This is a genomic window from Streptomyces hyaluromycini (assembly GCF_002217755.1).
Classification (GTDB): Bacteria; Actinomycetota; Actinomycetes; order Streptomycetales; family Streptomycetaceae; genus Streptomyces; species Streptomyces hyaluromycini.
This window is the reverse complement of record NZ_BCFL01000029.1, coordinates 213,655-226,687: the sequence shown is the minus strand read 5'-3', so window position 1 is coordinate 226,687 and position 13,033 is coordinate 213,655. Positions and strand designations below refer to the sequence as shown.

Here is a 13,033-nt window from a genome sequence, read left to right as displayed (position 1 = left end):
GTCCTCATCGTGCCGAGTCGGACGGCGCCTCGTCGCCGCCGTCCGGGACCAGTACGACCTTCCCCGCGACCGTCCCCGACTCGGCGAGCCGCAGGGCCTCGGCGGCCTGGGTCAGCGGCAGCCGGGCGGCGATGCGTGCGGTGACCTCGCCGCGCTGGAGCGCCTGGAACACCTGGGTGAGGTCGGTGCTCAGCCGGGCCCGGAAGCGGTCCCTGCCGAGGGCGCGGCCCTCCCAGACGTTGAAGAAGTAGGCGTGCCGGCCGTTGGGCAGCGCGTTCCACGTCCACACCCGGCCGAGGATCTTCAGCACGGGGAGCTGCTTGGAGCCGGAGTCGTCCCGGGTGGTGGCGCTGCCGTAGGCGACGAGGGTGCCGCCCGGGGCGAGGAGCCGCCAGGAGTCGATGACGCTGCGGCCGCCGAGGTGGTCGAAGACGGCGTCCACACCGCCGGGGGCCAGTTCCCGGACCCGGGCCGGGACGTCCTCGGTGCGGTAGTCGACCGGGGTCACGCCCAGCTCCCGCAGCGCGTCGTGGTGACGGGCGGAAGCCGTGCCGATCACCTGCAGGCCGGCCGCCCGTGCCAGCTGGACGAGGACCGTGCCGACGCCGCCGTTGGCACCGTGCACCAGGATCGTGCCGCCGCTGCGCACCCTGGCCTTGCGGTGCAGCATCTGCCAGGCCGTGATGCCGTTGACGACCAGCGTCTCCGCCTCCGCCGCGCCGACACCGGCGGGCACCTGCACGGCGTCGGCCGCGTCGAGCACGACATGACTGGCCCAGCCGCCGACCTTCACCAGTGATGCCACCCGCTTGCCGACGAGTCCGGGCTCGACGCCCGCACCGGCCGTGAGCACCGTGCCGACCAGGTCGTAGCCGGGGACGAAGGGGAAGGGCGGCTGGTCGTAGTAGCGGCCGCGGCGCATCTGCTGCTCCGCGAAGGAGACGCCGGTCGCCTCCACGCGGACGACGATCTGGCCGGCCGCCGGGGCCGGGATCTCCCGGCGCTCGATGCGGAGGCCCTCCGGCTCCACGACGCCCGGCAGGACGACCTCGATGAGCTGGGTGTTTCCGGCGGTTCCGGCGGTTCCTGCAGTTCCCATGGCGACGGCCTCCGTGTGCAGACGGGTGTGTAGACGTGCTCGCATTCGAGATATGTTCTCGCTTGCGTTAGAAGCTATAACAAACATGACTGGTGCTCGCTTGAGTGTCAAGCCCTCACCTTGGATGTGGTCATCGCTCCTGTTAGATCCACTGCCGAAAGTGATAGGTTGAAACAAAGATGAGAACCCGAAGCTGGCGAACCCTGAGGTGCCGAGACGACGACGTGCCGAGGCGCCCGGGCATCGAAAGCGAGAGAGGAGCGTGACGGCCATGGCCGCAGACGCAGACGCGGACGCGGTGAGCCCCCGCGAGCGGTACCGGAGCCAGGTGCGGGCGGACATCAAGGCGCGTGCGTGGGAGCAGATCGCCAAGGCGGGCGCGTCGGGCCTGTCCCTGAACGCGATCGCCAAGGAACTGGGCATGAGCGGTCCGGCCCTCTACCGCTACTTCGGCAGTCGCGACGAGCTGATCACCGAGCTGATCCGGGACGCGTACCGCAGCCTGGCCGACACCTTCCGTGCCGCCGCGGACTCCGGGGCCGGTATCGGCGGCCTGGCCCACGCCCTGCGCCGCTGGGCGCTCGACGACCCCCAGCGGTACTTCCTCGTCTACGGCACGCCGGTCCCCGGCTACCAGGCGCCCGACGACATCACCGGAATCGCCCAGGAGATCATGGCGGCCCTGCTCGACGTCTGCGCGGCGGCCGAGCCCGAGGCGCCCGCGCCGGCCTCCGCCGGTTTCACCGCGCACCTCTCCCAGCACCGCGACTGGGCCGGCGGCCACCCCGCGCCGCCGGGAGTGCTACGGCGGGCGCTGGCGTTCTGGACCCGGATGCACGGAGTGCTCTCCCTCGAACTCGCCGGTCACTTCACGGGCATGGGCTTCGAACCGGACCGGCTGTTCGACGCCGAGGTGGCGGAGCTGACGCCCGGCCGCTGACCAGGCCCGGCGGCCTACTTCCCGGGGAGTACGCGTGATCACCTCGCCGGGCTGACGCTCGTGCGCTCCGGCTGCGTCTAGCGTGGCGGTCATGGACGAACGGCGGGTACGGGAGCGAGGTCCCGCGCAGTGGTGGCACTACGGACCCCCGTGGTGGAACCTCCCCGACGCCACCGGCACCAGAGCCGATGCCGATGCCGATGCCGATGCCGGCACCGGCGCCGGCGCCGGCGCCGGGACCCACCGCCCCCGCCTGCCGTGGCGCTCCACCGTGCTGCTGACCGTCCTCGTGCTGGTGGTCTCGAACTTCGCCGCCCATGCGCAACCCCACCGCGAGCCTCTCGACCCGTACGCCCGCCTGCTGCTCCTCGCCACCTGTGCCCTGCTGCTGTGGCGGCACCGGCACCCGGTGATCGTGGCGTTCGGCACGGCGGCGCTCGCGCTGGTCTACCTCGGTGCCGGCTACCCGTACGGACCGGTCTTCGCGGCCGTCGCCGTGGCCTGCTTCAGTGCCGTCGTCGCCGGGCACCGCCGGGCCGCCTGGGCGGCGATCGGGATGCTGTGGGCAGGGCATCTGCTGATCTCGCTCTGGCTGTACCGGTGGCTGCCGCCGCCGGGCGACACCGGCGCGAACCCCGGCCAGGAGGTGATCATCGCCACCTGGGTGCTGATCATCGTCGCTGTCGCCGAGCTGGTCCGGCTGCGGCGCGAGCAGTGGGCGCGTGAGCGGGCCGACCGGGCCCAGGCGGCCCGGCGGCGCGCGGACGAGGAACGGCTGCGGATCGCCCGGGAGTTGCACGACGTCCTCGCGCACAGCATCTCCGTCATCAACGTCCAGGCGGGCATGGGTCTCGCGCTCCTCGACTCCGACCCCGAGCAGGCCAGGGCCGCGCTCACCACCATCAAGGCGGCCAGCAAGGAGGCGCTCGGCGAGGTGCGTCAGGTGCTCGACACCCTGCGCGCCCCGGGCCACGCACCGCGGGCGCCGGCGCCAGGGCTCGGGCGGCTGCCGGAGCTGGTGGAACAGGCGGCGGGCGCCGGACTCGCCGTGGCCGTGACGGGGGAGTCGCCGGCCCTTTCGCCCGGCGCCGACCTGGCCGCCTTCCGCATCGTGCAGGAGGCTCTCACCAACGTCGTACGGCACTCGGGTTCGCGGCAGGCGCGCGTGCGGTTCGAACACGGCGGAGGGGAGCTGCGGTTGCGGATCGACGACGACGGACCGGCGACCGGGGCGGACGCGGGCGGCAGTGGGAACGGGCTGGCCGGGATGCGGGAGCGGGCGGCCGCCCTGGGTGGCACGATCGAGGCGGGACCGCGCGCCGACGGCGGCTTCCGGGTGCTGGCCGTACTCCCCTTGGACGACAGGGACGACAGGGACGACAGGGAGGACCGATGATCCGGGTGCTGCTCGCCGACGACCAGTCGCTGGTGCGGGCCGGTTTCCGGGCGTTGCTCGACGCGCAGCCGGACATCGAGGTGACCGGTGAGGCGGCGGACGGCGAGGAGGCGCTGCGCAAAGTGCGTGAACTGCGCCCGGACGTCGTCCTGATGGACATCCGCATGCCCCGTCTGGACGGCCTGGCCGCGACCCGCCGGATCACCGGGGAGGAGGAGCTGAAGGACGTCAGGGTGGTCATGCTGACGACGTTCGAGCTCGACGAGTACGTCTTCGAGGCGATCCGTTCCGGCGCCTCGGGTTTCCTGGTCAAGGACACCGAGCCGGACGAACTGGTGCGGGCGGTCAGGGCGGTGGTGGCCGGGGACGCGCTGCTGTCGCCGGGGGTGACGCGCCGGCTGATCGCGGAGTTCGCGGCCCGTTCCAAGGAGCCGGCCGCCGCCGACGCCCTCGCCCGGCTCACCGAGCGGGAGAGGGAGGTGATGGCCCTGGTCGGTATCGGCCTGTCCAACGAGGAGATCGCCCGCCGCCTGGTCGTCAGCCCCCTCACCGCCAAGACCCACGTGAGCCGCACCATGATCAAGCTGGGCGCCCGCGACCGCGCCCAACTGGTCGTCCTGGCCTACGAGTCGGGGCTGGTGCGACCGGGCTGGCTGGGCTGAGCCGAGCGCTGGAAACGGACCAGCACGCTGACGACCCGGGCGAGGAACAGCACGGCCGCGAGCACCGTGCCCACGACGGGCAGCGCACGCTCCAGGCCGCGGGGCAGGTCGAACAGGAGCGCCGGACCGGCCACCGCCCCGAAGCCGAGCAAGGCCGCGAACACCGCGCTGCACAGCGCGTATCCGATCTCGACGGTGATCGCGTCCCGCTCGGCCTGACCGCGCCGTCCCCCGTGCATCGTCATCCGGGCAGTCTCACAGCCGTGCGCCCGGCGGGGCAACAGGCCCCGCCGGGCGCACGTTCGGAGGCGTCCCCGTTCAGTCGCGCGCGGACACGCGCTCCGCCTCCAGGGAGGTGGACTTGGCGATCACGACGGTCTCCTGCGGACGTTGGGCCCGCAGCCCCGTGAGCGTGATCAGCAGCCCGGCGAGGGCCACACCCGTGACCACCACGAACCCGGGACGGTAGCTGTCGAGCACCGCCTGCGGAGTGGCGTGGGCGGGCGCGCCCGCGGTGACCACGGCCGTGACGATCGCCAGGAAGATCGCACCGCCCACCTGCACCGAGGTGTTGAGGAGCCCGGAGACCATGCCCTGCTCGTGGTCGTCGACGCCGTTGGTGGCCTGGATGTTGAGGGAGGGGAAGACCAGGGCGCAGGCCGCGCCGATCAGCAGCATCGACGGCAGGATGACCGCCGCGTAGACCGGGTCCAGGTCGACGCGCAGGAACAGGGCGTATCCGAGAGCCATGAACGCGAAGCCGGCCGCTATCAGCCGCGGGGTGCCGAAGCGGTCCACGACCGCTCCGACCCTGGTCGACGACACCGCCACCAGCGCGCCCGCCGGCAGGAAGGCCAGGGCGGTGTGCAGCGCCGACCAGCCGAGCACGGACTGCATGTACAGGGTGGTCAGGAACTGGAAGCCGACGTACGAGCCGAAGAAGGCGATCGCGCCGAGCTGGGCACGGACCTGGTTGCCCGAGCGGAGCACGCCGAGGCGGATGAGCGGGCCGGGGGAGCGGCGTTCTACCTGGACGAAGACGGTGAGCAGGACGGCGACCGCGAGGAAGGAGAGGAGGGTGCGGGCCGACGCCCAGCCGACCTGCGGGGCCTCCACGACGGTGAACACCAGGAGCAGCATGGAGGCGGTGCCGAGGATCGCGCCGGGGATGTCGTAGCCGTTGTGGTCGCGTTCGCGGGAGCTGCGCGGCAGCAGCCTGAGGCCGGCGAGGAGCGCGATCAGGGCGATGGGGGCGGGCAGCAGCATGGTGAAGCGCCAGCTCGCCTCGGTGAGCAGGCCGGACAGCACCAGGCCCATGGAGAAGCCGGTGGCCGCGCAGGTGGTGTAGATGGAGAGGGCGCGGTTGCGCAGCGGGCCCTCGGGGAAGGTGGTCGTGATGATCGAGAGCCCGGCCGGCGCGGTGAAGGCCGCGCTGAGTCCCTTGATGAAGCGGCTGGCGATCAGCAGCGGGCCCGAGTCGACCAGGCCGCCGAGGAGCGAGGCGAGCGCGAAGATGCCGAGGGCCACGAGGAACACCTGGCGTCGGCCGAGGAGGTCGGCGGTGCGGCCGCCGAGCAGGAGCAGGCCGCCGTACCCCAGGATGTAGCCGCTGACGATCCATTGCAGCGTCGAGGTGGAGAGGTGCAGGTCGGAGCCGATCGACGGCAGGGCGACGCCGACCATCGACACATCCAGCGCGTCCAGGAACATGGCGGCGCAGAGCACCAGCAGCGTGCCCCAGAGCCGGGGAGTCCAGCGTCCCTCGGAAGCGGGGGCGGTGAGCGGAGAGGTCATGACCCCAGACACTACATGCACATGCATCGGATGCAAACGCATTTAATTACGGTGCAACAATCCGCTTTCTCTGCTACGGTGCCGGGATGGCGGCGACGAAGCCCGAGCAGGCGCTCGTGGAGCAATGGCGGGGCATCCTGGCCCTGCACGCCCGCACCCAGTGCGAGCTCGACCGTGTCCTGCACGGCCACGGCCTGTGCGCCAGTGACTTCGAGGTCCTCGACCTGCTCTCCGACGGTCCGGCCGCGGACGGCGCCTGCAGCTTCCGCGTACAGGAGATCGCCGAGCGGGTGCATCTCAGCCAGAGCGCGCTGTCCCGGCTGATCGCCCGCCTGGAGAAGGACGGCCTGGTCGAGCGGGCCATGTGCCCGGAGGACCGGCGGGGCGTGCGGGTGGCGCTCACCGGCAAGGGGCGCGCGCTGCACGGCGAGGTGCTGCCGGTGCAGCGCGCGGTGCTCACCCGGATGCTGGCCGCCGAAGCCCGCTGAGCCCGGCCGGTCGCCGCGGAGCGCCGGGCGGTTGCTGAACCAGACGGTCAGATACCGGAGTTCGTCAGCCAGAGCTCGGCCAGTTCCGGGTCGCCGGTCACCGTCGGCACCGGCACCCGGTTCCACAGGGCCAGGTACAACTGATCTGCGGGGCCGGAGAGTTCGGCCGTCGCGCCATCGGGTGCGCCGGCATGGGGTGTGCCGGCATGGGGTGTGCCGAGTTCCGTGACCGGCGGTCGTGCCGACAGCCGTACCGTCCATACCCCGTCCGCGTCCACCGTGCGCACCCGCAGCACCCGCGGGTGCTCGCTGCGGACCCGGCTGCGGGCGCGGGCGTGGAAGCCGCGCAGCAGTTCGTCGATGCCGTCGACCGCGAAGCCCGTGCCGACCGGGGACACCGGGCCACCCCGTGCGGTCTCGGCGTCGTACCGGTGGACGGTCGTCTCATGGGCCTGCCGGCGGAGCCAGAAGGCCAGCGGTGAGGAGACCGGGGCGGGGTGGAAGGTCCAGCACGTCATGTCCTGCGGTGCGCCGTCCAGGGTGTCGACGAGCAGGCGGTGGCCCTCCCGGTACCAGGTGACCAGCTCGGTGTCGTCGATGTCCGGCGGGTCCGGGAAGGCGCGGGGCGAGGTTTCGGCGTCGGCCACGACACCGGCGGCCCACCGGTGGACGGTACCGGTGTGCCGCAGCAGGTCGCGTACCTGCCAGTCCGGGCAGGTGGGCACCGGGGCGTCGAGCCCCGCCTCCAGCGCGGCCGCGGCCAGCAACCGGCCCTCCCGGTCGAGGATCTCGAGGAAATCGGCAGTCTTCATGCCGCGAGTCTGCCGGATGCGCCGCCGATCCCGGAGCTAGCGCAACAGGAACCCCACGGCGTACCCCAGAGCGTTGACCGCCCAGTGCAGGGCCATCGGCGCCAGCAGGGAGCCGCTGCGGTCACGCAGCCAGCACAGCAGACAGCCCGCCACGGCCGTGAACAGCACGGCGCCGATGTCCACCAGGACCGCCCCGGCCACCGAGTGCCCGAAGAGCGAACCCAGCGTCGGCTTGTCCTTGTTGAGGTTCAGCGAGGGCAGGATGTGCCAGAGGCCGAAGAGCACGGAGGAGAGGACGGCCGCCGTCGTGGCCGAGCGCAGGCGGCACAGCAGCGCGAACAGCACCCCGCGGAAGGCCGTCTCCTCCAGCAGCACCGTCCCCACGGGCACCGCGACCAGTGCCTTGAAGGCGATCTCCGAGCCGCTCAGCGCGTCCGTACGCTGGTCCGCGAACAGCCCGCGGGTGACCGGCAGCAGGGCCGCGCACAGATAGACCGCCGCGACGATCCCGATCAGGGCCGCCGCCCAACGCACCCCGTCCGCAAGGGTGTTCCGGCCCAGCCCGAGCTCCGACCAGCTGCCCCCGGCCCAGAACAGCAGCCCCACCAGAACGGCCGAGGCGACGACCGCGGTGAGCAGGATCCAGGACCCGGCCCAGCGGTTGTCCAGCAGATTCGCCGGCACCAGGACGGCCACCACCGCCGCCACGGCGGTACGGGTGGGGAGCCGGGGGATCGGCATGCCGGGCAGGGTGTCAGGACCCGGCCGGGTCGCGCGGCGGCGGGCAGCTCGTACAGTGCCCGCCGCCGCGCCCCCGGCCCGGTCCGGCGCCGACGACGGTGACGACCTCGACGCCCGGCTTCCGCGGCAGGGTGCCGGCTCGGGTGGTGCGGTCGTGGGTGACGACCGCGTCCGGATCCGGCCCGGGGAAGGCGAACACCCCGGCACCGGCCGCCGACCCGGCCACCGGCGCGGTCCGCGTGGGCGGCCTCGGCCTGGTCGCGGGCGGTGCGGAGCGGGGATTCTCGGTCGTCCGGGCCTCGGCCATGTCCACCACGATGGGATACCCCGCGAGGCTCTGCACCTTTTCCCGGACGGAGTGCGGTGCTGAAGGATCTTCCGGATGCGGCGGCGGGTGCGGTGGCCGATCGTGGTCCCGAGGTGGCCAAGTGAGTGGTGCGGGCAGGGCTCTGAATCGTACGAAGGAATGGACCCGGCGGACGGCGGAGCGGGTGCGCCGGTACACGGGCCCCGACCGGGTGGTCCGGCGGCGGCCGTGCTGGGGCGGAACCGGGGTGGCGGTCCTGTGCTACTGCCTGTCCCTCACCCCGTCCCTGCTCCCACGGGCCTGGTGGCTCCAGGGACTCGCGGCCGGCGTCTCGGCGGCCGTCGGCTACGCCGTCGGTGCGGTACTGGAGACCGTCGCCCGGCTGCTGCTCCGCTGGGCCGGCGCCCGCATCCGCCCGCGGGTCCGCCGTACCCTCTGGGCCGCCCTGGGCGTGCTCGGCGCCGCCGCGGTGGTCACCGTCACCGCCTGGAGCGTCCGCTGGGAGGGCCAGGTCCGCCGGGCGGTCACCCTGCCCCCGCACATCGTCTGGTGGCAGTGGGCGCTCGTCCCGGTGGTGGCCGCGGTGGTCGGGACGCTGCTGCTGCTGGCCGGCCGTACGGTACGGCTCGGCACCCGCCTCGCCGCCCGCGCGTTCGGCGCCCACCTGCCACGCCCCGTCGCGTACGCCACCGGGGTCGCCCTCGCCGCGTTCGTGATCGTCGGAGTCGTCCAGGGCTTCCTGCTGCGCGGGGCACTGGACGCGATCGAGAGCGCCGCGTCCCTCGCGGACCAGGGCACCGCCGAGGGCGTCCACCAGCCCGGCCTGCCCACCCTGTCCGGCAGCCCGGAGTCCGCGGCGCCCTGGGACACGCTGGGCGCCAAGGGCCGCGACTTCGTCGGCACGGCCACACCCCGCACCGACATCGCGGCCTTCACCGGCCGCCCGGCCGAGGATCCGGTACGGGTCTACGTCGGCCTGCGCTCCGCCGACAGCCTCGACGAACGCGCCGCCCTCGCCGTACGCGAACTCGAACGCACCGGCGGCTTCTCCCGCAGCATCCTCGCCGTCATGGGCACCACCGGCACCGGCTGGATCAACGACCAGGGCAGCAAGCCCCTGGAGTACATGTGGGGCGGCGACACCGCGCAGGTCGCCATGCAGTACTCCTACCTCCCGAGCTGGGTCTCCGCGCTCACCGAGGACGAGGCCGCCGACACCGGACGTGCCCTCTTCGACGCCGTCTACGCCAAGTGGCGAACGCTCCCCGCCGGCTCCCGCCCCCGGCTCCTCGTCTACGGGGAGAGCCTCGGCTCCTTCTCCATGGAGTCCGCCCTGAACGGCTCCCTGTCCACGCTCGTCGCGGAGACCGGGGGCGCACTGTTCGTCGGGCCGACCTACGACAACCCGCTGTGGAAGACGGTCACCGCCCAGCGGCAGCCGGGCAGCCCCGAATGGCGTCCGGTGGTCGACGACGGGGCGCACGTGCGCTTCGCACAGGTGCCCGCCGACTACGGCATCCCGGCCGCGCCCTGGGGCGAGCCCCGCGCGGTCTACCTCCAGAACGGCTCCGACCCGGTCGTCTGGTGGTCGCCCGACCTCGCCTTCCGCAAGCCGGACTGGCTGGACCGGCCGCGGGCCCGGGACGTCTCACCGGCGATGCAGTGGTATCCGCTGCTGACGTTCTGGCAGGTGGCGTGCGACCTGGCCGGCGCCGACAGCGTGCCGGACGGATTCGGCCACCGGTACGGGACCCTGCCGACGAGCGCGTGGGCGGAGATCACGAGTCCACCGGGATGGACCGCCGCCGACACGGCGAGACTCGCCGGGGTACTGGAGTCGGTACGGGAGCCGGGGCTGCTGGACTGAGGCGGCACGGCGGAGCGGGCGGAGACCTCGGTCAGTGCCCTGCCGTGCGCCGGGTCAGGAGTGCGATGGCCGCGGCGGTGGCGGCGAGTGCGGCGACGGTGGTGAGGGCGGTGGGCAGCGAGATCCAGTCCGCCATGAAACCGATGGCGGGCGGCCCCAGGAGCATGCCGCCGTAGCCGAAGGTGGAGGCGACGGCGACTCCTTCGGGGCCGGCCAGCCTGCCCGCGCGCTCGACGGCGACGGGGAAGAGGTTGGCGAGGCCGAGTCCGGTGATCGCGAATCCGAGGAGGGCCGCCCACAGGGCCGGGGCGAGTGCGCCGAGCAGCATGCCGATCGCGGCGGTCGTGCCGCCGAACACCAGGGTCCGTGTCTGTCCCAGGACCTCGAGCAGTCTGGTGCCGCTGAGCCGGCCGACGGTCATGGCGAGGGCGAAGCAGGAGTAGCCGATGGCCGCCGTGCCGGGTGCGGCGCCGAGGTCCTGCTCCAGGTGCAGGGCGCTCCAGTCGGCCATGGCCCCCTCGCCGTAGGCCGTGCACAGGGCGATCAGACCGAAGGTGACGACGAGCAGACGGGTGCGGGGTGCCGGGCGGTGGGGTGCGGACGCCGCCTGCGGTGCGTTGTCCTCGGGCGTGCCGGGAGGGGGAGTGCGAAGGAGAGTGCGGCCCGCGAGGAGGGTGACCAGCAGGCCGATCGCGGTGAGGCAGAGCAGGTGCTGGGTGGGGGACAGCACTCCGGCGATCAGCGAACCCAGGCCGGCGCCGATCATGCCGCCCAGGCTGAAAGCGGCGTGGAAACTGGGCATGACCGGGCGGCGGAGGGCGCGTACCAGGTCGACCGCGGCGCTGTTGAACGCCACGTTGATGCCGCCGTAGGCGCTGCCGAAGACGAGCAGTACGGCGCCGAGGGCCAGGACCGAGTGGGTCAGCGGGGGCAGGGCGATGCTGAGGGAGAGCAGGACGGCGCAGACGACGGTCACGGGGTGGGCGCCGTAGCGGCGGCACAGCCGTCCGGTGAACATCATCGTGATCACTGCTCCGGCCGAGACGCCGAGCAGGGCGAGTCCCAGGGCGCTGGCCGAGGCGCCGGTCTGTTCCTTGATGGCCGGGATGCGGACGACCCATCCGGCGAAGACGAAGCCGTCCATGGCGAAGAAGACGGTCAGCGCGATGCGGAGCCGGGTGAGGGCGTTGCCGGGCACGGCGTTGTACGTCCGGGTTTTGTTTATCAGCGGCACAAACTCAGGCTAGGTGAGGGCCGGCGACTCGGGCAAGGGCGCTGACCCGGGTTGAGGTGAGCCGGACCGGCCGCACATCTGGGCCCGTATCCCAATCGAGGTGCCGTGCCCCGGCTTGCTTCAGCGGCTGGCAGGGGTGGCACGAGGTAGTTGACGAAGCCCGCGGTGTCGCAGGGGGGCGAGCCAGGGCCTGGGACTGCAGCCGTCGATGCAGCGGTCCAGGCCGTCCTGACCGACCCTGCCCAGGTCGACTCGGGTCCTCGTCGGGTTTCGCGACCGCAGTCACATGTGCATGTCGGAACAAGGTGGCAACAGCTCCCGAACGTTCCCGGCAGGACAGTTCGTTCGCCGGCGTCCATACCGTGTGTGTAAGCAGAGGATGCCTCGGCGCGTGTTCTTGAGCGATCTGGGTCGTTGGAGGGATCATGGAGACCAACTGGGTGACGCGGCCGGCCGACAGCCCGGGTTGTCGCAAGAGCCCTGATGCCGGACGCAGCCCCCACGATCACCTCCCTCCGTCCCGCCCGAGCCTGAACCTGCCCGGTCGGGAGTGGTGAACCGGTGACTTCGGGTGTGGTCGACGCGCAAGCGATGGATTTGCGCGAGGTGCAGCGCCGGGTCGATGCAGCGCTTGAGGATTTCCTTGCCGAAAAGGCCCGTGCGGCGGTCGGCCGGGGGTATCCGCCGGAGGTGGTGCAGACCGTGCGGGACTTCTTGGCGGCAGGCGGGAAGCGGATCCGGGCGCTGCTGTGTGTGGTGGGCTGGCATGCCGCAGGCGGACACGGGGAGGCGGCGTCGGCGTTGCGTGTGGCGGCGTCGCTGGAGCTGTTCGTGGCCTTTGCCCTCATCCACGACGACATCATGGACGACTCGGTCAGCCGCCGGGGCCGCCCTGCTGTCCATCGGGTGATGCGTGCCCGGCTGGGCGAGGACGAGCGGGCCGAGCGGCTGGGGGCGGGCGGCGCGCTGCTGGTGGGCAACCTCGCGTTGATGTGGGCGCAGGAGTTGCTGCACACCGCCCGGTTGGAGCCGGGGCGGCAGCGGCTGGTGCACGGGTTGAACGACGCGATGCTGGAAGAGGTGATGTACGGCCAGTATCTGGATGTGATGGGTACCGGCTGTGGCGCCGACGATGTCGAGGCAGCCTTGCGGATCATCCGCTGCAAGACCGCCACCGCGACCATCGAGCGGCCGCTTCAACTGGGGGCTGCGGTAGCCGGGGCCGGTGGGGCCACGATGGATGTCTTCACGCGGCTGGGTCTGCCGTTGGGCGAGGCGTTCCAACTGAGGGATGACCTGCTGGACGTGTTCGGCAGCCCGGACGGCGCGTGTGCGCCGGGTCTGAGCGATCTGCGGGAGGGCAAGCGGACCGTTCTGCTCGCGCTGGGTCTGCAGCGCGCCGACCGGGTCCAGCGTGAGCGGCTCGGCCACCTCGTGGGCCGGGCCGACCTGGGGGAGCGTGAAGCGGCCGAGGCGCGGACGATCCTGCAGGACACCGGGGCACGGGAGCACACCGAACGGATGATCGCCGACCGCTACGAACAAGTGCTGCGGGTCCTGGACGGGGCCGGCTTCCCGCAGGCCGCGGACCGTGCGCTGCGCGGGCTGGCGGTCACCGCCACCCAGTACACCTCCTGACATCGCACCGCGTGCCTCGGGCACCAGTCCTCACCGCCGCGCGTCTACAGCTGTG

13 protein-coding genes are annotated in these 13,033 nt (G+C 72.5%); 6 read left to right on the top strand and 7 right to left on the bottom strand.

Annotated features, from left to right (window positions below; all coding sequences use genetic code 11):
* Positions 1-4: 4 nt before the first annotated feature.
* Positions 5-1,099: a medium chain dehydrogenase/reductase family protein gene (locus tag SSP29_RS40075; RefSeq protein WP_089105849.1), complete on the bottom strand. Its 1,095-nt coding sequence runs from the start codon at positions 1,097-1,099 to the stop codon at positions 5-7.
* A gap of 271 nt (positions 1,100-1,370) precedes the next feature.
* Here SSP29_RS40075 and SSP29_RS40070 point away from each other — a divergent pair, with 271 nt between their 5' ends.
* The 3 genes from SSP29_RS40070 (at position 1,371) to SSP29_RS40060 (ending at position 4,097) form a co-directional block, all read left to right on the top strand.
* Complete coding sequence (locus SSP29_RS40070) at positions 1,371-2,039, top strand: TetR/AcrR family transcriptional regulator (RefSeq protein WP_089105848.1); 669 nt, start codon at positions 1,371-1,373, stop codon at positions 2,037-2,039.
* A 91-nt stretch (positions 2,040-2,130) separates the two neighbouring features.
* Positions 2,131-3,435 (top strand): sensor histidine kinase, encoded by a 1,305-nt coding sequence (locus SSP29_RS40065; RefSeq protein WP_089105925.1) that lies wholly within the window; start codon positions 2,131-2,133, stop codon positions 3,433-3,435.
* Positions 3,432-4,097, top strand: a complete 666-nt coding sequence (locus SSP29_RS40060; protein WP_089105847.1) for a response regulator transcription factor — start codon at positions 3,432-3,434, stop codon at positions 4,095-4,097. Before SSP29_RS40065 ends, SSP29_RS40060 begins: the two co-directional genes overlap by 4 nt.
* Here SSP29_RS40060 and SSP29_RS40055 read toward each other — a convergent pair.
* Positions 4,058-4,342: a DUF6332 family protein gene (locus SSP29_RS40055; RefSeq protein ID WP_089105846.1), complete on the bottom strand. Its 285-nt coding sequence runs from the start codon at positions 4,340-4,342 to the stop codon at positions 4,058-4,060. The genes SSP29_RS40060 and SSP29_RS40055 overlap by 40 nt on opposite strands.
* 73 nt (positions 4,343-4,415) lie before the next feature.
* On the bottom strand, positions 4,416-5,891 hold the full coding sequence (locus tag SSP29_RS40050; protein WP_089105845.1) for an MFS transporter: 1,476 nt from the start codon (positions 5,889-5,891) through the stop codon (positions 4,416-4,418).
* A gap of 86 nt (positions 5,892-5,977) precedes the next feature.
* Here SSP29_RS40050 and SSP29_RS40045 point away from each other — a divergent pair, with 86 nt between their 5' ends.
* Positions 5,978-6,379 carry a MarR family winged helix-turn-helix transcriptional regulator gene (locus SSP29_RS40045; protein ID WP_089105844.1) on the top strand — a complete coding sequence of 134 codons (402 nt, stop codon included), beginning with the start codon at positions 5,978-5,980 and terminating at the stop codon, positions 6,377-6,379.
* 47 nt (positions 6,380-6,426) lie between these two features.
* Here the strand turns inward: SSP29_RS40045 and SSP29_RS40040 are convergent, their stop codons facing one another.
* Genes SSP29_RS40040 through SSP29_RS58850 form a run of 3 tightly spaced genes read right to left on the bottom strand, consistent with a single transcriptional unit; the run spans position 6,427 to position 8,239 of the window.
* A complete protein-coding gene (locus SSP29_RS40040; protein WP_089105843.1) occupies positions 6,427-7,191 on the bottom strand; it encodes a maleylpyruvate isomerase family mycothiol-dependent enzyme in 765 nt (254 codons plus the stop codon).
* Between the two features lie 36 nt (positions 7,192-7,227).
* On the bottom strand, positions 7,228-7,932 hold the full coding sequence (locus tag SSP29_RS40035) for a CPBP family intramembrane glutamic endopeptidase (RefSeq protein ID WP_150135829.1): 705 nt from the start codon (positions 7,930-7,932) through the stop codon (positions 7,228-7,230).
* A 13-nt stretch (positions 7,933-7,945) separates the two neighbouring features.
* Entirely contained in the window at positions 7,946-8,239 is a 294-nt protein-coding gene (locus tag SSP29_RS58850; RefSeq protein WP_167450107.1) for an arginine deiminase family protein, read from the bottom strand.
* Between the two features lie 121 nt (positions 8,240-8,360).
* Here SSP29_RS58850 and SSP29_RS40025 point away from each other — a divergent pair, with 121 nt between their 5' ends.
* A complete protein-coding gene (locus tag SSP29_RS40025; RefSeq protein ID WP_218036961.1) occupies positions 8,361-10,106 on the top strand; it encodes an alpha/beta hydrolase in 1,746 nt (581 codons plus the stop codon).
* Between the two features lie 31 nt (positions 10,107-10,137).
* On the opposite strand, the gene SSP29_RS40020 is transcribed toward SSP29_RS40025, so the two are convergent.
* Positions 10,138-11,340, bottom strand: coding sequence for an MFS transporter (locus SSP29_RS40020; RefSeq protein ID WP_150135827.1), 1,203 nt, complete (start codon positions 11,338-11,340; stop codon positions 10,138-10,140).
* A gap of 561 nt (positions 11,341-11,901) precedes the next feature.
* Here SSP29_RS40020 and SSP29_RS40015 point away from each other — a divergent pair.
* A complete protein-coding gene (locus SSP29_RS40015) occupies positions 11,902-12,978 on the top strand; it encodes a polyprenyl synthetase family protein (RefSeq protein WP_150135826.1) in 1,077 nt (358 codons plus the stop codon).
* The last annotated feature ends 55 nt before the right edge of the window (positions 12,979-13,033 follow it).

Excerpts from the sequence above, each read along its gene's own strand:
- SSP29_RS40040 (WP_089105843.1), bottom strand. The coding sequence starts at position 7,191 with ATGAAGACTGCCGATTTCCTCGAGATCCTCGACCGGGAGGGCCGGTTG.
- SSP29_RS40035 (WP_150135829.1), bottom strand. The coding sequence starts at position 7,932 with ATGCCGATCCCCCGGCTCCCCACCCGTACCGCCGTGGCGGCGGTGGTG.
- SSP29_RS40055 (WP_089105846.1), bottom strand. The coding sequence starts at position 4,342 with ATGACGATGCACGGGGGACGGCGCGGTCAGGCCGAGCGGGACGCGATC.
- SSP29_RS40070 (WP_089105848.1), top strand. The coding sequence starts at position 1,371 with ATGGCCGCAGACGCAGACGCGGACGCGGTGAGCCCCCGCGAGCGGTAC.
- SSP29_RS40065 (WP_089105925.1), top strand. The coding sequence starts at position 2,131 with ATGGACGAACGGCGGGTACGGGAGCGAGGTCCCGCGCAGTGGTGGCAC.
- SSP29_RS40060 (WP_089105847.1), top strand. The coding sequence starts at position 3,432 with ATGATCCGGGTGCTGCTCGCCGACGACCAGTCGCTGGTGCGGGCCGGT.
- SSP29_RS40075 (WP_089105849.1), bottom strand. The coding sequence starts at position 1,099 with ATGGGAACTGCAGGAACCGCCGGAACCGCCGGAAACACCCAGCTCATC.
- SSP29_RS40045 (WP_089105844.1), top strand. The coding sequence starts at position 5,978 with ATGGCGGCGACGAAGCCCGAGCAGGCGCTCGTGGAGCAATGGCGGGGC.
- SSP29_RS58850 (WP_167450107.1), bottom strand. The coding sequence starts at position 8,239 with ATGGCCGAGGCCCGGACGACCGAGAATCCCCGCTCCGCACCGCCCGCG.
- SSP29_RS40050 (WP_089105845.1), bottom strand. The coding sequence starts at position 5,891 with ATGACCTCTCCGCTCACCGCCCCCGCTTCCGAGGGACGCTGGACTCCC.